This is a genomic window from Enterobacter sp. 198, from assembly GCF_009025585.1.
Taxonomy (GTDB): Bacteria; Pseudomonadota; Gammaproteobacteria; order Enterobacterales; family Enterobacteriaceae; genus Enterobacter; species Enterobacter ludwigii.
Map to the genome: position 1 here is coordinate 453,980 of NZ_WCIM01000019.1, position 24,845 is coordinate 478,824.

Here is a 24,845-nt window from a genome sequence, read left to right on the forward strand (position 1 = left end):
TGGCTTAAGGAGTCAGCTATGAGTGATACTACACAACGTCAGAACGCTTACCCGCAACCCCCTTTCCCGGAGCAACCGCAAACGCCGCCGGGACTGGCATCAGAAATGCAACCCGTACCCGACCACGGGGAAACGAGCTATAAAGGGCATGGCCGCCTTGCCGGCAAGAAAGCATTGATCACCGGAGGCGACTCCGGTATTGGTCGCGCAGTCGCGATCGCTTACGCCCGTGAAGGGGCTGACGTCGCAATCAACTATCTGCCTGAAGAAGAGAAAGACGCGGTTGACGTCATTGAGCTTATCAAAGCGGAAGGACGCATTGCCGTCGCGCTGCCGGGTGACATCCGTGACGAGACGTTCTGCCAGAAGCTGGTAGAAGAGGCGGTGGCCAAACTGGGGGGACTGGACATTCTGGTGAATAACGCTGGTCGTCAGCAATACCGGGAATCCCTTGAAGAGCTCACCACGGAAGATTTTGACGCAACCTTCAAAACCAATGTCTATGCGCCTTTCTGGATAACAAAAGCGGCGCTGCGCCATCTGAAACCGTCGGCCTCTATCATTAATACTTCCTCGGTCCAGGCGGTTAAGCCCAGCCCTGTGCTGCTGGATTATGCCCAGACAAAAGCCTGTCTGGCGGTGTTCACCAAATCCTTAGCGAAACAGCTTGGTCCAAAAGGAATACGCGTCAACGCGGTTGCCCCGGGTCCTTACTGGACGGTGCTGCAGTCCAGCGGCGGCCAGCCGATGGAAAAAGTGAAAGAGTTTGGCGGTGATACCCCGCTGGGGCGTCCGGGTCAACCTGTTGAGATCGCACCGCTCTATGTCACGCTGGCCTCGGATGAATGTTCATTTACCTCCGGTCAGGTATGGTGCTCTGACGGCGGTGATGGCGTGATTTAACCCGGCTATACACTGACGTAACGCTCTCAATGTGCACGAAAAGAACAAGGACGTTCTTCCTCTCCCCCCTGCCAAAAAACATGTTGTAACTCAAACAGATCAAATGTTAAAAATATTTTGCTATCAAGTTATCAAAATTAAACAACTTAGCTTGTCACCCGCATCGCTCTGTTTTTAACATCGCCTATGGAAAAAAATGGTCTGTTCAGTCAGCGCATACGCTTGCGCCATTTGCATACATTTGTGGCCGTCGCTCAACAGGGAACGCTGGGGCGAGCGGCTGAAACTCTCAACCTAAGCCAGCCTGCGCTCTCCAAAACGCTGAACGAGCTGGAACAACTCACCGGCACTCGTCTCTTCGACCGCGGTCGGCTGGGGGCACAACTCACCCTCGTGGGTGAACAATTCCTAACGCACGCCGTCAAGGTTCTCGATGCGCTGAATACTGCCGGACAGTCGCTCAACCGCAAAGAGGAGCACGCCACGGAGATTGTGCGCGTGGGTGCCCTGCCAACGGCGGCGCTCGGCATACTGCCTCCGGTCATTGGGCAGTTCCACAAACATCAGCGGCATACCACTATTCAGGTTGCCACCATGAATAACACCATGCTGCTCGCTGGACTAAAATCCGGCGAACTGGATCTCGGTATCGGGCGCATGTCCGACCCCGAGCTTATGGGCGGGCTTAACTACGAGCTGTTGTTCCTGGAATCCCTGAAGCTGGTCGTGCGTCCCGGTCACCCTCTGCTGCAGGATACGGTGACGTTAAGCCGCGTGATGGAGTGGCCGGTGGTAGTATCCCCAAAAGGCACCGTTCCGCGTCAGAACGCTGAGACACTGCTGCAGATGCAGGGCTGCTCACTGCCTTCAGGTTGCATCGAAACGCTGTCGGCCTCGCTTTCGCGCCAGCTTACGGTGGATTATGACTACGTCTGGTTCGTTCCCTCCGGCGCGGTGAAAGATGATCTCCGCCAGGGCACGCTTACCGCACTGCCGGTGACGTCGCCAGGTGCGGGCGAACCTATCGGTATATTAACCCGTGTGGATACCCCGCTCTCCCCGGGTGCGCAGACGCTGCTCAGCGCCATCCGCAAATCCATGCCTGCCTGAGACGCCTTTACAACCTCAACAACTAACCCGTCCTGTCGACGGGTTTTTTGTTTCTGTGGTCAAAAAATGCGAAATCATCCATTAACAATTGCGTAAAACAATTTAACAGTTTTATCATAGCCGCGAATTCACCAAATGGTTCGCATGCTATTTGTTAAACAGGAATTCAACCGCACATGATGCGGATAAACCGTATAAAACCTCATCCCCCTCCGCGATTATTACCCAATTGGTACATATTCGGCACCGTTCCGCAACGCGGGGGATTTAAAGGAGACAGAAATGGCATTTGGCAGCGCGCCACGTGGGATACCCCGTATCCTGCAGTGGCTCCTTGCCGGACTGATGACGCTCATCGGTCTGGCTGTTGGCGGCTTAGGTTTAAAGCTTGTTACCGTAGGCGGAAGTGGGTACTTCCTGATCATGGGCGTGGCGATGGTGATTGCCGCCGTCCTGATTTTCATCAACCGCGCCAGCGGGATCGTCCTCTATGGCATCGCGTTTATCGCCTCGCTGTTCTGGGCCGTCAGCGATGCCGGATGGGATTTCTGGCCGCTCTTCTCGCGCCTCTTTACGTTTGCCGTGCTGGCCTTCCTCTGTGCCATCGTCTGGCCGTTTATGCGCGCAGCAAACCACAACGCCCCGAACAAAGCACCGGCATTTGGCGTCGCGGCCGTTCTGGCGGTCGTGATGCTGGTGAGCCTCGGCTGGATGTTCAAGCCGCAAACGCTGGTGGCGGCGAATGAGCCGGTACCGGTAAAACCGGTCGCTCCGGGTCAGGAGCAGAAAAACTGGGCGCACTGGGGCAATACCACCCACGGTGACCGCTTCGCCGCCCTCGATCAAATTAACAAACAAAACGTGAACGATCTGAAGGTGGCCTGGGTTGCCCACACGGGGGATATTCCTCAGAGCAACGGCTCCGGTGCGGAAGATCAGAACACCCCATTGCAAATTGGCGACACGCTGTATGTCTGTACGCCGTACAGTAAAGTCCTGGCGCTGGACGTCGACTCCGGTAAAGAAAAATGGCGTTACGACGCGAAAGCCTCAGCACCGAACTGGCAGCGTTGTCGCGGTCTGGGCTACTTTGAAGACCATAGCAGCGTGACAACGTCACAGGCAGATGCACAGCCTGCGGCATGCCCTCGTCGTCTGTTCCTGCCGACCACCGATGCGCGACTGATTGCTATCAATGCGGATAACGGCAAAGTCTGTGAAGACTTTGGCGATCGTGGCACCGTTGACCTGAGCATCGGGATGGGGGAAATCAAGCCGGGTTACTATCAGCAGACCTCCACGCCGCTGGTCGCGGGGAATGTGGTGGTGGTTGGCGGTCGTATCGCGGATAACTTCTCCACCGGCGAACCGCCGGGCGTCGTGCGTGCGTATGACGTTCATACCGGCAAGCTGGCATGGGCATGGGATCCAGGTAATCCGCAGCTGACCGGCCTTCCACCGGAAGGACAGACCTATACACGCGGCACGCCGAACGTCTGGTCTGCCATGTCTTACGATGCAAAACTGAACCTGATCTATCTGCCAACCGGCAACGCCACGCCAGATTTCTGGGCGGGTGAGCGTACGGCGCTGGATGACAAGTACAGCTCTTCCATCGTGGCGGTGGACGCCGCCACCGGTCAGGTGCGCTGGCATTTCCAGACCACCCACCACGACCTGTGGGACTTTGATCTCCCTTCCCAGCCGCTGCTGTACGATTTACCCGACGGTAAAGGTGGCACCACGCCGGTGCTGGTGCAGACCAGCAAGCAGGGCATGATCTTTATGCTCAACCGCGAAACCGGCAAGCCCGTGGCGAAAGTGGAAGAGCGCCCGGTACCGGCCGGTAACGTTGAAGGTGAACGTTACTCCCCGACCCAACCGTACTCTGTTGGCATGCCGATGATTGGCAACCAGACGCTGACCGAATCGGATATGTGGGGGGCGACGCCAGTAGACCTGCTGCTGTGCCGCATTCAGTTTAAAGAGATGCGTCACCAGGGCGTCTTCACCCCACCGGGCCTCGACCGTTCCCTGCAGTTCCCGGGCTCCCTTGGCGGGATGAACTGGGGCAGCGTCTCAATCGACCCGAACAACAGCCTGATGTTCGTTAACGATATGCGCCTGGGCCTGGCAAACTACATGGTACCGCGTGCCAACGTGGCGAAAAACGCAAGCGGCATTGAGATGGGTATTGTGCCAATGGACGGTACGCCGTTCGGGGCTATGCGTGAACGCTTCCTGTCGCCGTTGGGCATTCCGTGTCAGAAGCCACCGTTTGGCACCATGTCAGCCGTTGACCTGAAATCAGGCAAGCTGGTGTGGCAGGTTCCGGTCGGTACGGTGGAAGATACTGGCCCGCTTGGCATTCGCATGCATATGCCGATCCCAATCGGTATGCCAACCCTGGGCGCGTCCCTCGCTACCCAGTCCGGTTTGCTGTTCTTTGCCGGCACCCAGGATTTCTACCTGCGCGCGTTTGATGCCGCCACCGGGAAAGAGATCTGGAAAGACCGTCTGCCGGTCGGTAGCCAGTCCGGACCGATGACCTATGTTTCACCGAAAACCGGTAAACAGTACATCATCATCAACGCGGGGGGTGCCCGTCAGTCGCCGGATCGCGGTGATTACGTGATTGCCTACGCGCTGCCGGATAAGCAGTAACGCAATAAAAAAGGGACCTGCCGGTCCCTTTTTTTCACCCGTTTACCCCGGACGACTCAGAACGTTTCCCAGTTATCACCCGACACCGCAGGCGCAGGACGTAAAGGTGCGTTTTTCACCGCTGGCGCAGACGAGACTGAACGGCCAGGCTTTGCGCCACTCAGACGAAATGCCCCGACAGCCTCGGTCAGACGCGCGCCCTGTTCTTCCAGGGAGGCCGCCGCCGCAGAGGCTTCTTCCACCAGCGAGGCGTTCTGCTGCGTTACTTTGTCCATCTCCGAAATCGCCTGGCTGACCTGCTCGATACCGCGGCTCTGTTCGTCGGAGGCGGCGGCAATTTCCAGCATAATATCGGTGACGCGTTTCACCGCATCGACGATGTCGTTCATGGTGTTGCCCGCGGCGACCACTTCACCGGAACCCTGATCGATCAGGGAAACCGACTCGTTGATCAGGCTTTCAATCTCTTTCGCGGCATTTGCACTTCGGCTCGCCAGGGTGCGCACTTCGCTCGCCACCACCGCAAAGCCGCGTCCTTGTTCACCCGCACGCGCTGCTTCTACTGCCGCATTGAGCGCCAGGATATTGGTCTGGAACGCAATGCTGTTAATCACCGCAGTAATTTCAGAGATCTTCTTCGAACTGGTGGAGATATTGCTCATCGTTTTCACCACGCCGGAGACCATCTGGCCGCCACGGCTGGCTTTACCGGAGGCATCTTCCGCCAGCTTGCTGGCATGGTGCGCGTTATCGGCATTCTGTTTCACCGTCGCGGTCAGCTGTTCCATACTTGCGGCAGTCTGCTCAATGGCGGCCGCCTGCTGTTCGGTACGGGATGAGAGATCGGTGTTGCCAGCCGAGATTTCACTGGTTCCGCGATAGATCTCTTCCGCCCCCTGGCGTACGGTGCCAACCGTGGTCTCCAGCGAGTGCTGCATGGTTTGCAGGTCGCGCGTCAGTCGGCCAATTTCGCTGCGCCCGGCGACATCATCCGGCATCGTCAGGTCGCCTTTCGCAATGTTCTCGATTCGCGTGGCAGCACGCTGAAGCGGATTGATGACCGTGCGGCGCAGCACGATAAAGGTCAGCGCGGTCAACACCAGCGCCAGGGCAAACGCCCCGACCATGAACATCAGGCCCAGCTGCGTGCGGCTGTGCGCCTGCGCCGTCAGGGCATTGGCCCGGTCGGTACGGATCTTAATCGCCTTCAGCAGGACGGCGTTATAGGCGTCATCCAGCGGGCGCGCGGATTCGTTTTCATGGTTAATGATCGCTTCAAACATGCCGTTTTTGGCAAATTTAACCATCGGCTGAAGGCCCGCGATATAGGCGTCAAAGCGTGTTTTCAGTTCGGCATCCAACGCTTCATCCTCCGCCGTACGAACGGGGCGGTTCATGTACGCATTAAAGCCATCCTGAGACTGCTTAATACGTTTTTCCGCCTCGCTGATGTTCTGCTTCATTGCATCCATCTCGGCGATACGGCTGGCCGCGCCAGCGTGGATCATATTGATACGCGCGGTGCGAAGATGGTTAGAACTGTTCGACAGCCCCATACGCACCTGAATTTCTGATGTGACATCCTGCTGATCGGCGTCTGCCTGCAGCAGGAAATAGCCCGCCAGACCTGAGCTCAAGGCGAACAGCAAAATAATGCCACCGAGAATGGAGGAAAACAGCGGAACCAGCCTGATATGATGCAAAAAGCTCAGCGTGCGCTGCGCCTGCATCGTTGTTGTGTTGTCCATGACCGTCGACTCTCTTGTAGGTAAGATGCGTAAAAACACGCCTGTAAAATAGTCATCGGCACGGCTGGAGATTAGCTTACGGCTAAAAGCGCAAGGCAGGTCACACTTTAGAGAAGATTATGCAGGAAACGCCAGCGGCAAAAAAAACCGCTGGCAGAAGAGTTACTTGTCGCCGAAGTGAATCACGGTACGGATGGACTTACCTTCGTGCATCAAATCGAACGCGTCGTTGATTTGCTCCAGCGGCAGGCGATGGGTAATGAACGGGTCGAGCTGAATTTTCCCGACCATTGCATCTTCCACCATGCCCGGAAGCTGGGTGCGCCCTTTCACGCCGCCAAACGCTGAACCACGCCACACACGGCCGGTCACTAGCTGGAATGGACGGGTTTTGATCTCCTGGCCCGCACCGGCAACGCCAATGATGATGCTCTCACCCCAGCCTTTGTGGCAGCATTCAAGCGCGGAACGCATCACGTTAACGTTACCGATACATTCGAAGCTGAAGTCAACGCCGCCATCAGTCATCTCAACGATCACATCCTGAACCGGCTTATCGTAGTCTTTCGGGTTCACGAAATCAGTGGCACCCATTTCACCTGCCAGGGTGAATTTCTCCGGGTTAGTATCGACAGCGATAATACGACCCGCCTTCGCCTGCACCGCCCCCTGGATAACCGCCAGACCGATACCGCCCAGACCGAACACCGCAACGGTGTCGCCCTCTTTCACTTTTGCGGTGTTATGCACCGCGCCAATCCCGGTGGTTACGCCGCAGCCCAGCAGGCAAACCTTATCCAGCGGCGCCTGTGGGTTCACTTTCGCCAGCGAAATTTCCGCGCACACGGTGTATTCGCTGAAGGTACTGGTGCCCATGTAGTGATAGATCGGCTCACCGTTATAGGAGAAGCGAGTGGTACCGTCTGGCATCAGACCTTTACCCTGAGTAGCGCGAACCGCCTGGCAGAGGTTAGTTTTGCCGGATTTACAGAACTTACACTCACCACATTCTGCCGTGTACAGCGGGATCACATGGTCACCCGGTTTCAGGCTGGTCACACCCTCGCCGACTTCCACCACAATCCCGCCGCCTTCGTGGCCGAGTACCGCCGGGAACACGCCTTCAGGATCGTCACCCGAAAGGGTAAACGCATCGGTATGGCACACGCCGGTATGGGTAATTTTGATCAGGACTTCGCCTTTCTTCGGCGGAGCCACGTCGATTTCAACGATTTTGAGCGGCTGGCCGGGGCCAAATGCGACAGCAGCGCGAGATTTCATAATGTCTCTTCCCTTATTGTGAGGTCTGTGGGTTTATTTTAGATAAGAGCGCAGCAAATGGCCGACTTCTGCCATGCGAACGGCCCGCTGGTCCGGCGTTGTTTCCCCGGTCACCAGCTCATCTTTGAGGTGAATTTCAACCATTTCGCCCATCAGCCCATTCGCAGCACCGCGCACGGCGGCAATTTGCTGCAGGATGGCCAGACAGGGGTCGCCCGATTCCAGTGCACGCTCAAGAGCATCAACCTGCCCTCGAATGCGGCGGACGCGCGTCAGAATACGTTTTTTATCTGCGGGTGAATGCGGCATACGCCCTCCTGATACTATAGGGGGGTATTGTATCTTTTAAAACAGCTTTATGTAAACATTAGGTTTGACGTGGTTATTGTGTAGTTAGCTGAGAGGGTCATCAGCCAGAATTGCTGCTCAGGGTTAATTCATCTCCTGCGATTTGCTCATAACCACGACCAAAGGATGCAGAACGAATCGTGTAGCTAAACTTCCCTTCCCTTTCTGCCCGTATCTGGGTTCACCAGGTTAATATATCTGTCGCCACGTTTCCTCCGGACGTAAAAAAACCCGCCTAAGCGGGTCATTTTTTTAGCTAAAAATCACGGGTATTTTTTCTTCAATTCATCAAGCTTGTTACCGTCTTCCTCTGTAAACATTGTTGCATCAAACAACGCCCGCTTATCAGTACCGTCTACTCTCATGACTGTCACAGTGAAAACAGCGTCGCTTGGGGCATAAAGTTGACCCCATTCAGAATTTTTAGGCGGAGCCAGAGCCCATGTAGCTTCTTCATTCGGTTTAAGCCCGTCAGGAATATCGTAAAAGAACTTACTTTCCAACCAGGGATCTGAGTGTCCGCTGCTTGCTATCACTCCATGCAGGTAGGCTCTGGAAATAACGTTTTCACTCTTGTTTTTTACAACCAGTCTAATTACGGGTTGTGGCTCACCGTCTTCCTCAGGCTCCCTGGTAAATCTGGCTGATAAAACCTGGATTTTCTTCAGCTCTTCTTTAGCCATATCTGAGTCAGCTTTTTTCTTTTCTAGCGTTTTAATTTCCTGAATTGCCTGTTCTTTCTGCTTAAGCTCTCTCTCTGCTGTTACTTTCTGAGCATAAGAAATGACTTCCTCAGCAGTCTTTCCCGACAGGGGTTCGCGCATCTTTTTGCTGAGGTCTTCTTTGTCATTGTCTGATGAAGCATGCATGAGATCAGCCATGTTGATGTTACTGAATGCCACAACTTGCAGAGCGCTATCAAACTCCTCCCGCTTATTCTCCGGAAGTGACTCTCTGACTTTAGCTATAGACGATTTCATTGCATCATCAGTTGATGAGTCAATTTTTGGTTTATCGCAACCGGCAAGTAAGCAGGAAAGTAATATCACGCCAACAATTTTTTTCATGTCCCTATTCCATCAGTAAAAATTAGGAACAATCTTATCAGGAATTGGTGCATTGATAAAATAAGCATATAGAACATTAACTTGATTCAGTTGCATTCTACACGTCTGGTGATTATCAACGCCAGGTGCAGGGTCGTTTTCACCATGCCTTCTGCCTTTTGGCTGCGGCCATCACATCCCGCTCATTCATCACAATAAAAAAGGCCACCGAATGGCAGCCCTGGTCGCTAGGTATTTATCAATATCGTTTCATGGTGCCGACTGGCGTCCTTTCTGACCAATCAGGCCTCTCGCCAGCCATGATCGCACGCTGTTGGGATGGCGTCACAGACTGGGTTATCTCTGGCATAGCCTTGTATTCAGGTTTTTGAGGTGGGCTGAGAACCAGATCGGAACTACAACCTGTCAGCAAAAAAATCGCAAGAAGAGAGGAATTAAACTTGTGCACTCTATACCCTTCCAATGGGATAAAAAAATAAAGAAAGAATCGTGGTGCCGGGTGCATCCCAGTGACTCTCCCCTGGTAAGCAAAGACGCGTGCATACCTGCGGACAGCAGTAGTCCGGAACGCCCTCTCGTCAGAGAGGATTCACCACAGAAATAAATTATGTCGAATTTATTCCTTCGGTCAATGCATGATTGCTGCGAGTCGTCGCAGGATCAGGGGAATACGAGGTGACGTGATCGGAGCCATAGAAAAGAAACGTGTATGTTTACGTTCGCCGAGGTTTGCCCTGAACGTTCACTTTCTTCGATTACGGGACTACAATTCAATAAATTTCATCCACATAGAGTTGATACGATGAGTACAACCCCCTTTATCCGCCCTCAACTTACCCTGCCAGACGATGCCGACAAACTGCTGCTGCACTCCTGCTGCGCCCCCTGCTCGGGAGAAGTGATGGAGGCCATCCAGGCCTCGGGAATTGATTACACCATATTTTTCTATAACCCCAATATTCATCCACAAAAGGAATACCTCATCCGTAAGGAGGAGAATATTCGCTTTGCGGAAAAACACGGCGTGCCGTTTGTCGATGCCGATTACGACACCGATAACTGGTTTGAACGCGCTAAGGGCATGGAATGGGAACCCGAGCGCGGCATCCGCTGCACCATGTGCTTCGATATGCGTTTCGAACGCACGGCGTTGTATGCGGCAGAAAATGGGTTTCGCGTCATCAGTAGTTCATTAGGGATCTCCCGCTGGAAGAATATGCAGCAGATAAATGACTGCGGCCAGCGTGCTGCAGCGCGCTATCCGGGGATGGTCTACTGGGACTACAACTGGCGCAAACAGGGCGGTTCCTCGCGCATGATTGAGATAAGCAAACGAGAACAGTTTTACCAGCAGGAATACTGCGGGTGCGTGTATTCGCTCAGGGACAGTAACCTGCACCGCAAGTCTCAGGGCCGCCCGCTTATCCGGATTGGGAAACTGTATTACGGTCAGGATGAGAATGAGAAATAAAGGGTTTATGGCGTAGAGATATATCCGAAAACAGGAGGATTTTGTGCCAAATTCCGCCCTACGTCCCTTAAAACGCAAAAGAGAGGCTATCCTTATACTATCAACACAAGGAGGCAAAAATGACTGATTTCAATACTGATAAAAATACACAGTTTGCAGAAGACAAAGCGAAAAATAAACTCGATGAACTGGCAGGCTCAGCCCAGCAGCAGTTTGGCGATTTCGTTGACTCCCCTAAGCATCAGGTTAAAGGTGCTGCCAAAAAATATGCCGCACAGGCCAGCGACGCCGTTTCCGATGTCACTGAAGCGGTGAGAAACAATCCCCTGACGGGTTTAATTGCTGCCGGGGCGGTAGGTATTGTTCTCGGCCTGTTACTGGGTCGAAAATAAATAAAGGCCCTTCGGGGCTTTATTTTTGCGCTTTAGCTAAACAGTCTGACCATGCGATCTAATTCGTCTTCTTTCACCGCCCGCGACAGATAATAGCCCTGAAAACTTTTAACCCCAAGGGCGACTAACTTCTCAAACTTCTCTTCGCTATCCACCCCTTCAGCAATACAATCCGTGCCGGTCATATCGCTGTATATCTGTATCGCTTTAATAAGATTATAATCGTTGTCATTCGCCACAAAATGCTCGACGATATCCCGGTCAAGCTTTAATCCATCAAAATGCACCTGCCTTACCGGGAACATGGTTTGATGGTTGGAAAAGCAGTCATCGAGAAACAGCCGGCACCCGGTATTGCGTAAACGCCGCATGGTTTCTGGGATCGTCCTATCCTTGGTCACATCAATATCTTCCGCAAATTCAAAGACCAGTTTGTCGGCCCACTGCGGATTGAGCAGCATCGCCACAGCCTTTTTGGCCATGTCGGGAAGTGCATTACCCGAGGCAAGTCGCGGGGGGATATTGACGGAAAAATAATATTTACCGTTATATTTATTAATACCTGACACCGCAGCATGAATCACTAGCGCAGTAATTTTTAGCCATATTTCCTGGCTTGAAATATCAGTAAGAAAATTAACTGGCTTGATAATTTTACCATTATTATTCCAGCGAATGAGTATCTCAAACCCCACCCCCTTCTTATAACGATCGGTTATGATCTGATACGCAGGGAATATCTCTCTTTTTAGCAATGCATTATAAATCGCCGTCTCTTTGGCAGAGAGACTTTCTTTTTGCGTTAACCGTTCCGTGCTTCCTTCCATTCTTAAGGCATGCGGATCTTTCAGCCAGCGTCGGATCTGGTGTAATTTTTTCACCCCTTCCTTACGATGAGTATAAACCGTTTTATTAGACAGCCCCATTTTTTCACACTGCTCTTTCACTGACATTCCGCGATAAAAATTTAATAAAACGCTTACCTCTCTTTCGGTTAAACCTTTTACGTTTTCCTGATAAGACAACCCCCAATATTGGTCACGCAATGAACGTGAGTTATCCTTAAATACGTCATTATGCATACGAAAACAGGTCATAACATCAGACACGCTGGCTATACGAATCAATGAAAGCTGGAAAGTATTATTTAAAAGATTCCCCAGCGTTCGATACAGCCAGCCATCCGGCATTTCCCCGTACAGGGTTACCTTTCGAATAACAGGAAGTTTATTTAGCACGCAAGCGAGTCGCTTCAGGCTCTCCAGCAGAGAGACCACACCTTTTCCGAGAAACACCGAGATTTGAGCGTTTTGACTGCTAAGGATATTTTCCAGATCCTGCCGGGAAGGTTCATCCCCCTCAAAACGAACGTGCGAAGCGTCTATACCGTACTGTTTGAGTAACAGACTGTACCCCTGAAATGTGAAATGGCAGGTTGAGATGACAAATTTTTGCTCATAAAAAGCAGCATTTCTGAAAGAAATATTTTGGGTCATAACCTGCTCCTGGGCACAAAAACACATATCCCATTTGTGAATGTAACAAAATATAAAAAAACCCTGTTGTTGATAATAATTTTACAGTACACCATCAGGTTAAGAAACCGTTATCAACGTGACTCACGAGAACATCTTTGTGTTAATCACCGCCTGTATCCATATGCAGTATAAATATAAAATTCGCATCAAATAATAACGGTAAATATGTCAATCTCAAGGTATAATGAAAAATCCGAAAGAAGACTGGATACTTCATCTATCGGCTCATTCATATAAGAGACAAACGCTATGGATAATCATATCTCATCCAGGGCCTTGCTACATCGAAGGGATGTCATTAAAAACAATCCGCGATTCAGTGAGGCAATAACAGAGCACTACACCATTAATGACGCCATCTACAAAAAACAACCTTTGTTCTACAAAACGATGCTTCAGGAATCACGGTTCAACATTATTCTTTCCATGTGTTGTTTTATCTTTGGAAATCAGGCTGAGTCAGTATCAGAAATTAAAGAATTATGTTCCCGTTATAAAATAGCCAGCCCCAACAGTGTGATTGCGATCATCACCTTGCTCAGAACCACCGGGCGCATCAAGACCTGGCGCTGCAGTGAAGACAGACGCAAAACGAGAATCGCACCGACTGAAAAGGGACTTAATGAACTTAAACGCTACATGTCCGGCGCATTTTTGCCGGTAAGTATTCTTTTCCCAAAGTTTAATATCAACGTTAATCTGCTGGATAACGACATCCTGCGAAATAACTTTTTCCGTCGCGCAGCGGAATACCTTTTCAGGGGATTAACGTTCAGGAAGGTTTTGCCTGAAGTGGGATTGTTTATTGATAAAGACGGAGGGCGAATGATAATGTTATATCTTTACCTGCAGGCCATAAAAAATAAAACCGTACATGGTGCAGTCATACCTTATTCAGCCAACTTACTGGCTAAAGAATTTTTTGTTTCACGGATCCACGTCAACCGTATTATCAAATCGGCGCAAGAGGCGGGTTATCTTAAAGATCAGGGTGATGGCCAGATGTCGATTTACCCGGCGTTTATAGAACTGGTCGAAAACTATGCCGGATTATACTTCGCCTATGTGACTCACTATATCAACGTCGTTCCTAAAGAACGACGCCACGTTGTTAACGTAACGTCGACGGTATAATGTTTCTGGCGTTCGGTTTCCCGAACGCCCTTTGCTTACCGTTCCCGCAGTGCCTCTTTCGCCTTATTAAGCGGTTTCAACAGATAATCCAGAATCGTTTTACTGCCTGTTTTAATATCAACGGTCGCAATCATCCCCGGAAACACCGGGAAGGCTTTGCCTTGTTTATTGGTCAGATGGTTACTGTCAGTGCGAATATAGACCCGATAGTAATACACATCCCTTTTCACCTCATCCTGAAGCGTATCCGGCGAAATCATGGTCACCTCGCCCTCCAGCCCACCGTAAATGGAGTAGTCATAGGCGGTCACTTTCACCAGCGCTTTTTGTCCCGGATGAATAAAGGCGACATCGCGCGGCGAGATTTTCGCTTCAATCACCATCTGGTCATCAAGCGGAACCAGGCTCATCAGCTTGCCGTTTGGCGGAATCACCCCTCCCACGGTTGTCACGTCGATATCCTTAACGATCCCGCGCACCGGCGCATTGAAGGTCAGTCTGGTCAACGAATCTTCACGCCCTTTCATCACCGAACGTTGCGCTTCAATCTCCGCGTTCGCTTTCGCCAGCTCTTCACGGGCGCGAACGTAATACTGGTTTTTCATCTCGGTGATTTTGTTCTCAAGCTCATTTTTTTGACGCTCAAGACGTAACACCTCCACCTTACTGGCTGCCCCCTGCGTCACCAGCGGACGGGTCAGCGACAGCTCACGCTGCACCAGTTCGGCCCCCTGCCGTAACCCCGCCAGCCCTTTCTCAAGACTTTCGCGACGAGACTGATACAGCGCCGTTTCCTGTTTGACCAGCTCAACGTCATCATCCAGCTCTGCCGGAAAAGCCAGTGCCGTGTCGTTCACTTCGGCCTTTAGACGCGAGGCAGTTGCCAGCGCGGCATTCAGGCGCGATTCACTTTCCAGCACGCTTGATTCGGTTTTCGTCCGGTCAAGCTGTGCAAGCTGCTGACCACGCTCAACGATGTCGCCTTCACGCACCAGCAAACTGTGAATAATGCCCCCTTCGAGGGACTGGATCACCTGCTCGTGCGAAGAGGGGATCACCTTGCCGCTACCGGTGGTGACCTCATCAAGGCTGAACAGGCTTGCCCAGGTGATAAATACCGCCAGCAGGGCGAACAGCGACCAGGCGACCCAGGTTGACCGCGGCAAGCGTGGCTCCTTCAGGCGGCTGTTGACGCGAGAGAAATCAGTCATGCTACGCCCTCCTCTGCTACTGGTGTCGGTTTCATGGTCACGGTACGCTGTGAGGCTTTTTGCGGCGCCATACCGTGCTGGCGAAGAATGGCGTCGCGCGGGCCATCCATGATCACCTTGCCGTTTTCCAGCACGATGATACGGTCAACCAGTTCCAGAATAGGCAGACGATGGGTCGCGACCACCAGCGTCCGGCGCTTGCCCAACCACGGTTTAAGGTGCTGGATAAACTGCTTCTCACTCATCTCGTCAAGCCAGGCGGTAGGTTCATCCAGCAACAAAATGTTCGGAGAGGTGATCAGGGCGCGAGCCAGTAATAACGCCTGACGCTGCCCGCCGGACAGGCCCGCACCGCCTTCGTTGATAATGTAGTTGAGCCCCATTTTCTGTTTGCGGACAAACTCCAGCGCACCACTGTTCACCAGCGCCTGATGGATCTCATCGTCGGTGGCCAGCGGGTTGCCCATCAGAATGTTGTCCCGCACGGAGCCAAAGAACAGCCGCGCCTGCTGGCTCAGCAGCTGCATGTCGCGGCGAACGTCAGCCGGGTCCAGGTGGTTCAACGCGATATTATCCAGCAGAATGCTGCCCTGCTGAGGCTCCTGCATCCCAGCCAGCAGTTGCAGCAGCGTGCTTTTGCCGGAGCCATTGCGTCCGAGCACCGCCACCCGCTCACCGGCGCGAATCTGCAGTTTGCTGATGTTCAGAACGGTGAGTTTTTCTTCATCGTCGTACCAGAACCCCACCTCTTCCAGCGCATAATCCCCCCGCAGATGGGCTTTATGCACCTTCTTGCCCTGCTGAGGATCGTCAATCGGGCGCTGCATCAGATCGTCGAGTCCTTTACGCGCCACTTTCGCCGACTGCCAGCGGGAGAGCACGCCTGAAATTTGCGACAGCGGCGCGATGGTCCGCGACGCGAGAATAGAGGTCCCCACCAGCGCACCGGTGGTCATGTCCCCGCTGATAACCAGGTAACACCCCACCAGCAGCACCACGGCATACACAATCGACTGCACCTCCTGCGTCCAGGTCAGCAACAGCCCGGTCAGCCAGCGCTGCTTCATGCCGACGTTAGCGGCAACATCATTGGTGTTATTCCACTGATTCTGGAAGCGCTGTTCAGCGCGCATCAGCTTGATGTCTTCAATGCCCTGAACCGCTTCCACCAGCGTGGCGTTACGAATGGCGGACTCGCGCATCCCTTCGCTGGACAGTTTGCCCAGCGGGCGCTGGACCAGCAGGCCCGGGATAAGCAGCAGCGGCACGGCAAGCAGGACAACCAGTACCAGCGGTCCGCCAATCATCCACAAAATGAACACAAACAGCAGGAAGAATGGCAGATCGGAGATGGCCGCAATGGTGGTGGACGTGATCAGTTCACGAACCGACTCCAGCTCGCGGATCTGGGCAATGAACGACCCGGTTGACTTAGAGCGCGCCCCGTTTTTAATCCGCAGCGCGTGTGCAAAAACGCGTTCAGAAATACGCAGGTCGGCGCGTTTACCCACCACATCCGAAATGTGCACGCGCAGCATGCGCATGATGAATTCGAAAACAATGGCGATCATCACGCCGCCAAACAGTACCCACAGCGTGGCTTCCGATTGCGAGGGCACCACCCTGTCATACACCTGCATGGAAAAGACCATGCCGGAAAGGGCCAGGACGTTAGCGACCAGCGCCACCAGCATAATATCGCTGTAGCGTCGCCAGTCCTTCAGGGCCAGCTGCCAGAACCAGTTTTTCTCATACGGTTTAATGTAATCATCCACCCGGGCATCCGGCGTGGACTCGAGCGGGCGCAGCACCAGCAGTCCTGTCAACCGTGAGCACAGCGCATCACGCGTCAGCGTCGTCTCCAGGCCGCCGTCACCGCTGAACTGCAGGCTCACGTTGCCCTCGCTGTCCATGCGGTTAATGACCGCGATTTGCCCGCCGGTAAATTCCGCAAGCAGAGGTAAACGCCACGGGTCGAGGGAGACCGCGTCGGCCGCCACCATACGCATCCCTAACCCAAGCTGGCGTGCCATCTCTTCCAGCACCAACTGGCGTGGAGACTGGCTTTCATGGTTAATCGTGACCCGAACATGCTCTGCCGAGAAGTCCAGCCGACAGTGCTTCGCGATGATGAGCATGCCCTGCAACCAGGGTTCGTACTGTGGATGTGTCTTCATAATGTTGTGAAATCTTTTATCGCTCTTCGTTGTAGCCACGCAAAAGGCCGCGAGGAGTGATCCTCGCGGCATAGTTTTACGCAATTAACAGTTGATGATTTGCCAGCAGCGTAGCCAGATCGGTCTGCACGCCGTTCAGCGTGACCAGCGTTGTGGGTGAGAACTGGCCGCCGCTACCGTCCAGGTCAACCTGGATTTCGGTATTGCTGCCGTTTTGCACCACGCGGATGTAATCGGTGATATTCCCCGCACTGCCGTCCAGCGTGGCGACCCCGTTCACATAGCTCGCTGAGCCCGTACCGGTGTAGCCGCTGCCTGAAAGCAGGTCGCGCAGGTCAATACGATCCGTATCCGCCGTGCCTTCCCAGGTGCCCACCGTAAAGCCGTTCACCACATCACTGCCGTTACCGCCTGTGGCATTGGAGGCGTTGATCAACGTGTAGAGCAGCGTATCGTGACCGCCGCTGCCAATATTGAACGTATCGTTACCGCCACGGCCTTCGAACTGGTTGTTACCACTGTTGCCGGTAATGACATCGTCAAAGTCCGAGCCGTTAATGCCCTCAATGTTCAGCAGGCGTGAGGTACCAAACCCGGTGTCCTGCGCGGTAGAAAGACGCAGGTCGACGGTCACGCCGGACGTCGCATTGCGGTAGTCCACCACGTCCATACCCCCGGTGTTACTCCAGGTGTCGTGATCCGAGTGGGTCGTCCAGCCGCCGGAACCGTTATAGGTATACGTGCCGTCCTCGGCGATAAAGGTGTCGTTATACCCGGTACCGGTAAGCGTCCCGCTGTGCCCCCCGGTTGCTGCTTCGGCAGTGAGGACGTAGCCCTCTTTACCGTTGCCGGCTTCCAGACCGCTCCAGGTGACGTTATCCGACACGCCATTGGTGATTTTCAGGATCTCGGCCGAGTAAGTTTCATTCGGATCCAGACCGTAGAAACTCACCAGTGCAGAGGTATCGTTCGAACCGATACCGGACTGGGCGTTGATGATCTGCGAGGCCACCAGTACGCCCGCCGCGTTATACAGATTGACCGTATTACCGTAGTAGGCGTTGATACCCTCACTGTCGACAATGTGCAGATGCATCGCCGTGCCGTCGGCAACGGTTTTGCTGTTTTGCACCAGCACCACTTTGCCGTTCTGCTGCGACACCAGCAGATCCTGCGCGCCGTCCCAGTTGTAATCCACGGCGGCCACACCGGTGACGTTCGCCAGTCCGGAAGCCAGCTGACTTGCTGTCCAGCTTGAACCGTAACCGTTGTTGGTAAACAGGGTTGCGGTCTGCGCTCCGCTGTAGGTACTGAGCTTGATGACGTCCATCTGGCCGTCAGCGTTCCAGTCCACCGCCACCGACAGATACCCTGCTGACGCGTTAGACGCCTCAACCGCGCTCTTGGTGGTGGAGAGTTTCCCGGTACCGTCGTTGTAGTAGATCACCCCGCCGTTGTTGTTATAGCTGCTGCCCAGGTACAGATCCATGTAGCCATCGCCGTTGAAATCCGCCCACGTCATCGACGCCGCTGTGGTGGTATTCGCCACGTTTGCCACAAACACGTTAGTCAGGTTCTGACCGAGGGATAACGTCCCGTTACCGTTGTTGTTAATCACGGTAAGCGAGTACGCGCCGCTGCGGTTGGTGTGCTGAACCACATCCACGGTGCCGTCGTTATTCAGGTCAACGCCGGAGATTTCACGCATGGTGGTGAATTGTCCCCAGAACCCGGCGCCGCCATAGCTCCCATCCGGCGTGAGTACCCCCTTGTTGTTAATAAGGTAGGTAATGGAGTCCGCACCGGCATCGCCATACGCAAGGTCCAGATACCCGTCACCGGTTTTATCGTAGGCAATGACACCGCCGTACCAGATAGTGGTTCCCATACCCAGTTGGCTGGCGTTGTAAGTGCTGCCATCGTAGGTCCACATCACCTGTGTAGACCCGCCGTAGGTGGTTTCAGTCGCAAAGATGTCCTGCGTGCCGTTACGGTCGAAATCGGCGGCGGTCTGGCTTACGGCAGGGAAGCCACGCGTATTGGTTAGCGCGTTCGCCGCGTAGGCTGAATCATCACTGCTGGAATAGGACTGTCCGTTAGCAATGATATTCCACAGGCCGCTGCTGTTCATGCCGACGGTCATGGTCGAGTTATCGCTGTTACCCGCCGTAGTGGCCCAGCTGGTATTCACCGTTGTGGTATCAATCACCAGGCTGCCGCTCGCCGTCCCGGTGGTATTGCCGTTACCCGCACTGCTCTTCACCTGTGCCGTTACGTTATAGCTGGCAACGCTCAGTGCATCGCTGTCCGGGATCTGCAGATACCAGGTGTTGTGATCCGGGTCGACCACCACCGCGCCGCCCGTCTGCGAGGTGTAGGTTTTACCGTTCACATTCACCACCAGGTACTCGCCGTTCACCAGATCCGCGGAGACCGTTCCGCTGACAATCGGCGTGGTATCCGATGTTGTCTGCGCGGTAATTGCCGCCGTGGTGGTCGGGATACTGGTATCGACGTTCAGTACAAACCCGTCCGATTCCGTATAGTTACCGGCTTTATCGGTCACCCGCAGGATATACGTATGATTGCCATCGCTCAGGCCGTTATCCTGGAAGGACCAGCTTGCGCTACCGTTCATCGTGACCTGGCCCAGCAGGATCCCGTCACGATAAAGCTGCACAATCTCACCGTCATCCGGCGCGCGGTTCAGCGTTCCGTTGATCAGCGGCGAGCTGTCATCCGTCGCCATCGCGCTGCCAAAGGAGCCCAGACGCTCACCTTCGCCATCGGTATAGCTCACCACGGTTCCCACGGTGGTTGGCGGCGTGGTATCCACCGTCACCACCTGCGATGAGGTTGAGCCCACGTTGCCCGCCTGGTCGATAATCCGCACCTGATAGGTGTAATCACCGTCAGCCAGATCGCGGGTATCGGTGTAGCTCCAGCGCTGGTTGGTTACCGTTGCATCTGTCCAGGTATTCCCGCCGTCCAGGCTAATCTGCACGCGTTCATCATTGGCCAGCGCGCTGCCAAGCGAGCCATTGAACGTAAGCGTGGTGTCCATGGTGATGAAATCAGTGCCGGACTGCCCGGTATCTTCACTGATGCTGTCAATGGTGATGCCGTACTGAGGCGCGTGGGTATCAACCGTGACCGTCTGCGACGTGGTTGCCCCGACGTTTCCGGCCAGATCGACCACCCGCACCTGATAGTTATAGCTACCGTCGGCCAGGGTACGCGTGTCGTTATAGCTCCACTGTGTGCCATTCACCGTCGCGTTAACCCAGGTGGTGCCGCCATCCATACTGACCTGAACATACTCGCCCGCACCGGGTTGCGCCCCCAGCGTCCCGTTCAGGGTGTATGACGTTGAACTGGTCAGGAAGTCGTTGTTGTCAAAGCCGGTATCCACGGTGATGTTATCCACGGTCACCGTAATCGCCGCATCCGGGGCGACCGTATCGACAGTCACCTGCTGATGGGCACTGGATCCCACGTTACCTGCGGCATCCACCACGCGCACATAATAGTCATAGGTGGCATTACCCAACGTACGGCCGTCCACGTAGTACCAGCTGTTGCCGGTGACAATCACGTTCTGCCAGGTCACGCCACCGTCGATGCTGATTTGCGCATATTCGCCGTCAGCCAGCGTCGCGCCGAGCGAGCCATGCAGCGTTAGCGAGGTATCATGGGTGATAAAGTCGCTGCTGCTCAGGCCAGTGTCATCGCTGATGCTGTCAATGGCGATGGTTTTACTGGCATCGGGTGCCACGGTATCAATGGTAACCACCTGGCTGGTGGTGGCGCTGATATTGCCCGCATCGTCAATCACGCGAAGCTGATAGTTATAATCGCCGTCCGCCAGCGTGCGGGTATCAACCCAGGTCCAGCTCAGTCCGCTGACGCTGACATCCGTCCAGGTTACGCCGCCGTCGAGGCTGATCTGCGCGTGATCGCCACTCCCCAGCGCCGCACCGAGCGTCCCTTTCAGGCTGATCTGGTTATCGCTGGTGATAAAGTCGCTGCCAGACAAACCGGTATCCTGACTGACGGAATCGACCGTAATGGTCGTCGCCGCAGGCGCGGTGAGATCCACCACCACGTTCTGGCTGTCCGTTGCCCCTACGTTACCCGCGTTATCAATCACGCGGACCTGGTACTGATACGTACCGTCCGTCAGGGTGCGGCCATCGGTGTAGCGCCAGGTGGTGCCCGTGACGGCCAGGTCAATCCAGCTCGCCCCGCCGTCCACGCTGATCTGCGCTTTCTCGTTATTGCCGAGCTGCGCGGTCAATGAACCGTTAACAATAATCTGGCTGTCGTTGGTGATGAAATCACTCGCGCTCAGCCCGGTATCGTTTTGCAGGGCGTCGATACTGATCCCCATTGACGGCGCGGTCAGATCCACGGTCACGGTGTGATCGTCGCAGGCAGTGTTACCGATGGTGTTACTCACCTGGGCATGGATCACATACGATCCTCCGTCTGCCAGCGCGGTCACGTCTGCACTGCCTACGGTGTAGTTCCAGCTACCGTCAGCCTGCACGGTTGTGGTGTAGGTTTTGCCGTTCAGGGTGATGGTCACTGTCTGGCCAGCAGGCGCGTCGGTGGTACCACTGACCACCAGAGGGATACCATGTTCAGCGGTGCTGACGATATCGTCCTGCGCAAAGGTGTGGATAGTTATGGTCGGGACATCACCGTTCAGCGTCACGTCGTGCGTCGCGCTGCCCGGGTTACCGGCCTTATCGTTCACCGTCGCCGTTAGGGTGTAATTCCCTTCACTCAGGCCGAGGAAATCATGCCCCGGCACAAAGACCGACCACGAGCCGTCCGCCCCCACGGTCGCCTGATAGCAGTGATCGTTGAAGGAAACCGTCACCGTCTGGCCCTGTTCCGCCGTGGTGGTGCCGCTGATGGTCTGGCCTGCCAGCTGCTCAGCGTTATTGACAATATCGTCATCCGCCACAGTGCCGATGGTTACGGTTGGCGCCACGGTATCCACCGTCAAGGTGTGAGCGGTCTGTCCGCTGTTACCCGCTTTATCGTTGACTGAAGCGGTCAGCGTCAGCGCCCCTTGATTCAGGGCCGCCAGGTCGGCGGCTGGCACATCCAGCGTCCACGTACCATCGTTCGCCACCGTTGCGCTGTAGGTTTTACCCCCCAGCGTTACGGTAACGGTCTGCCCGGCTTCCGCGCTGGTAGAACCGTGCACGGTCAGCGGCTGCTGTGCTTCTGCTGCATTTAACACGTCGTCGCCGGCAATGGTATTCACGGTCAGCGCCACCGAGGCCGTGTTGACCACCACATCATGGGTCTTCGTGCTGCTGTTGCCCGCACTGTCGGTAATGGTTGCGCTGAGGGTCGCAGTGCCGTCAGCCAGCGAGGAAATTACGCTGGCCGGGACGCCCACGCTCCAGTTGCCGCTCGCATCTACCGTTGTCGTGTACTGATGAGACCCGACGGTAATCACCAGCCTGTCGCCGACGTTTGCACCGGTTGCACTACCGCTGACGATCTGCGCCTGCGCATGCTCCACGCTGTTGATCACATCATCAACGGCGACCGCGTTAAAGCTGATAACCGGTGGCGTGGTGTCAAGGGTAATGGCTTTATCCGCGCTGCCTGGGTTACCGGCCGCATCGCTCACGCTAACCTGTACGGTGTAGCCGTTGTCGGCCATCGCGGTCAGGTCGGCCCCGGGCACATTCACACTCCACGTGCCGCCTGCCTGAACCTGCGCGGTGTACTGCTTATCGCCGAGCGTTACGGTGACCGTCTGACCCGCTTCTGCCGTGGTGGTGCCGGTGATGGCCACACCTGCAGACGCTTCGCTGGCGTTGATCACGTTGTCGCCGGCAACCGTATCAATCGTCACGGCAGGCGCGGTCGCATCGACGCTGTATTCGCGCCCTGCTGAGGCGCTGTTGCCGTTCACGTTGGTGACGCTCACCTGTACGCTGGCATCGCCGTCTTTCAGACCGGCCAGGTCAGCAGACGGTACCGTCGCCGTCCAGTTACCGCTGGCATCAACGGTGGCCGTGTAGTGCTTGCCACCAAACGTGATGCTGACGGTCTGGTTGGCTTCCACGTTGCTGGTGGTGCCGGAAAGCAGCAGATCTGCCCCTTTCTCCGCCGCGTTAATCACATCGTCAACGGCAATGGTATCAATGCTGATGGCGACGGCCGCCAGATCAACAGTGACGTCATGGCTGATGGTCACCGGATTGCCCGTGGTGCTTTGGCCTGCAACGGTAACGGTTACCGTTCCTGCCTGCAGCGCGCTTACATCCGTCGCCGGAATAGCCGCGTTCCAGGTCCCGTCAGCCAGTACGGACGCCGCATAGGTTTTGCCGTTCACCGTTACCGTAAGCATGGTCCCCGCTGCCAGCCCATCGCTGGAGCCGCTGACAATCAGGTTCTGACCATGCTCAATGCTGTTGATCACATCGTCGCCTGCCACGGTATCGACTCGCAGGCCCGGCAGGCTGGCATCGATGGAGATATCACGCTCGCCGGAACCGGTATTGCCGTGTCCGTTGGTAACCGTTGCGGTGACGGTCAGGTCGCCATTACCCAGCGCGGTCAGCACAGACTGCGGGACATCAACCGACCAGCTCAGATCGCTCTGTACCGTTGTGGTGTAGGTATTGCCACCGACAGAGACCGTCACGGTGTTACCCGCTTCGGCGTTCACCACTTTCCCGCCGATCGTCTGGCCTGCCGCCACTTCCGCCGCATTGATCACGTTGTCACCGGCCACGGTGTTGATGATGACGGTCGGCAGCGCGGTATCGACCTGCAGGTTCGCCGTATTGCTGACGCTGTTACCCACGGTGTTCGTCGCGGTTGCGCTCAGGGTGTAGTTCGCCTCACCCAGCGCGGTCAGATCCGCTGCCGGTACCGTCAGGCTCCAGCCGCCGTCCGCCGCGGTTGTTGCGGTGTACTGTTTGCCGTTCAGGGTCACGGTGACCAGGGTACCTTCCGCAAGGTTGGCGCTGGTACCGCTGACGCTCAGATCCTGACCTTTCTCCACCGCGTTCAGCACATTGTCGCCGCTCAGGGTATCGAAGCCCACGGAAGGCAGCCCGGTATCGACAGTCACGTTATGGGTGCCGGATCCGGTATTGCCCGCGGCATCGGTGACGCTGACGCTGACCGTCACGGTGCCGTCGCTGAGGCCAGAAATCACGTTCGCCGGAACGCCGACGCTCCAGTTGCCCGCGGCGTCCAGCACGGTGGTGTAGGTCTGGCTGCCAACGGTCACGGTGACTTTATCGCCCGCCGCCGCGCCGGTGGCAGAGCCGCTGACGATCTGCGCCTGCGCATGCTCAGCCACGTTAATCACGTCGTCGCCCGCCACGGTGTTGATGGTCACGACCGGCACCGTCACGTCGACAGCCAGGTTATGATCCACCGAGGCCGGGTTACCCGCCTTGTCACTGACGGCGGCCGTCACGGTCACGCTGCCGTCCGTGAGCGCCGCCAGGTCGGCTGCCGGAACGTCCAGCGTCCAGTTGCCGTCTGCCCCCACGGTGGTGGTGTAGTTCTTCCCGTTCAGGCTCACGGTGATCGTCTGGCCCGCTTCGGCGGTGCTGGTACCGGACACCGTCAGGTCAGCTTTCGCTTCGGTCGCATTCAGGATGTCGTCAGCCGCCAGGGTGTTAATCGTTACGGACGGCGCGGTGGTGTCCACGCTGTACTCGCGGCCCGCAGACGCGCTGTTGCCGTTGACGTTGGTGACGCTCACCTGCACGCTGGCATCGCCCTCTTTCAGACCGGCCAGGTCAGCAGACGG

Annotated in this window: 14 protein-coding genes; 6 read left to right on the forward strand and 8 right to left on the reverse strand. The window is 55.3% G+C overall.

Annotation, left to right across the window (positions count from 1 at the left end; genetic code table 11):
* The first annotated feature begins 18 nt into the window (after window positions 1-18).
* The 3 genes from F8561_RS12230 (at window position 19) to F8561_RS12240 (ending at window position 4,677) form a co-directional block, all read left to right on the forward strand.
* The gene (locus tag F8561_RS12230) at window positions 19-903 is read left to right on the forward strand and encodes an SDR family oxidoreductase (RefSeq protein ID WP_032678123.1); all 885 of its coding nucleotides are present in this window, start codon (window positions 19-21) and stop codon (window positions 901-903) included.
* A 186-nt stretch (window positions 904-1,089) separates the two neighbouring features.
* On the forward strand, window positions 1,090-2,013 hold the full coding sequence (locus F8561_RS12235; protein ID WP_014169993.1) for a LysR substrate-binding domain-containing protein: 924 nt from the start codon (window positions 1,090-1,092) through the stop codon (window positions 2,011-2,013).
* A 282-nt stretch (window positions 2,014-2,295) separates the two neighbouring features.
* Window positions 2,296-4,677, forward strand: coding sequence for a glucose/quinate/shikimate family membrane-bound PQQ-dependent dehydrogenase (locus F8561_RS12240; protein ID WP_151887513.1), 2,382 nt, complete (start codon window positions 2,296-2,298; stop codon window positions 4,675-4,677).
* A 56-nt stretch (window positions 4,678-4,733) separates the two neighbouring features.
* Here F8561_RS12240 and F8561_RS12245 read toward each other — a convergent pair whose 3' ends face one another.
* The 4 genes from F8561_RS12245 to F8561_RS12260 form a co-directional block, all read right to left on the reverse strand.
* Window positions 4,734-6,425 (reverse strand): methyl-accepting chemotaxis protein, encoded by a 1,692-nt coding sequence (locus F8561_RS12245; protein WP_025204238.1) that lies wholly within the window; start codon window positions 6,423-6,425, stop codon window positions 4,734-4,736.
* 162 nt (window positions 6,426-6,587) lie between these two features.
* Entirely contained in the window at window positions 6,588-7,706 is a 1,119-nt protein-coding gene (locus F8561_RS12250; RefSeq protein WP_014169990.1) for an S-(hydroxymethyl)glutathione dehydrogenase/class III alcohol dehydrogenase, read from the reverse strand.
* 33 nt (window positions 7,707-7,739) lie between these two features.
* Window positions 7,740-8,015 carry a metal/formaldehyde-sensitive transcriptional repressor gene (locus tag F8561_RS12255; RefSeq protein ID WP_014169989.1) on the reverse strand — a complete coding sequence of 92 codons (276 nt, stop codon included), beginning with the start codon at window positions 8,013-8,015 and terminating at the stop codon, window positions 7,740-7,742.
* Window positions 8,016-8,317: 302 nt separating this feature from the next.
* Window positions 8,318-9,121, reverse strand: a complete 804-nt coding sequence (locus tag F8561_RS12260; RefSeq protein WP_032681051.1) for a DUF6694 family lipoprotein — start codon at window positions 9,119-9,121, stop codon at window positions 8,318-8,320.
* Between the two features lie 802 nt (window positions 9,122-9,923).
* Here F8561_RS12260 and F8561_RS12265 point away from each other — a divergent pair.
* The gene (locus F8561_RS12265; RefSeq protein WP_151887514.1) at window positions 9,924-10,592 is read left to right on the forward strand and encodes an epoxyqueuosine reductase QueH; all 669 of its coding nucleotides are present in this window, start codon (window positions 9,924-9,926) and stop codon (window positions 10,590-10,592) included.
* A gap of 119 nt (window positions 10,593-10,711) precedes the next feature.
* Window positions 10,712-10,984, forward strand: a complete 273-nt coding sequence (locus F8561_RS12270) for a DUF883 family protein (protein ID WP_014169987.1) — start codon at window positions 10,712-10,714, stop codon at window positions 10,982-10,984.
* Window positions 10,985-11,016: 32 nt separating this feature from the next.
* Here F8561_RS12270 and F8561_RS12275 read toward each other — a convergent pair whose 3' ends face one another.
* Window positions 11,017-12,480 carry an EAL domain-containing protein gene (locus tag F8561_RS12275; RefSeq protein WP_032678121.1) on the reverse strand — a complete coding sequence of 488 codons (1,464 nt, stop codon included), beginning with the start codon at window positions 12,478-12,480 and terminating at the stop codon, window positions 11,017-11,019.
* Window positions 12,481-12,771: 291 nt separating this feature from the next.
* On the opposite strand from F8561_RS12275, the gene F8561_RS12280 reads away from it, so the two are divergent.
* Window positions 12,772-13,656, forward strand: coding sequence for a MarR family transcriptional regulator (locus tag F8561_RS12280; RefSeq protein WP_032678120.1), 885 nt, complete (start codon window positions 12,772-12,774; stop codon window positions 13,654-13,656).
* A 35-nt stretch (window positions 13,657-13,691) separates the two neighbouring features.
* Here F8561_RS12280 and F8561_RS12285 read toward each other — a convergent pair whose 3' ends face one another.
* The 3 genes from F8561_RS12285 to F8561_RS12295 all read right to left on the reverse strand — a co-directional run.
* The gene (locus F8561_RS12285) at window positions 13,692-14,867 is read right to left on the reverse strand and encodes an HlyD family type I secretion periplasmic adaptor subunit (RefSeq protein WP_020884204.1); all 1,176 of its coding nucleotides are present in this window, start codon (window positions 14,865-14,867) and stop codon (window positions 13,692-13,694) included.
* Window positions 14,864-17,044, reverse strand: a complete 2,181-nt coding sequence (locus F8561_RS12290; RefSeq protein ID WP_151887515.1) for a type I secretion system permease/ATPase — start codon at window positions 17,042-17,044, stop codon at window positions 14,864-14,866. Before F8561_RS12290 ends, F8561_RS12285 begins: the two co-directional genes overlap by 4 nt.
* 76 nt (window positions 17,045-17,120) lie before the next feature.
* Window positions 17,121-24,845: Ig-like domain-containing protein (locus F8561_RS12295; protein ID WP_151887516.1), on the reverse strand; the 7,725-nt coding region annotated here is incomplete at its 5' end.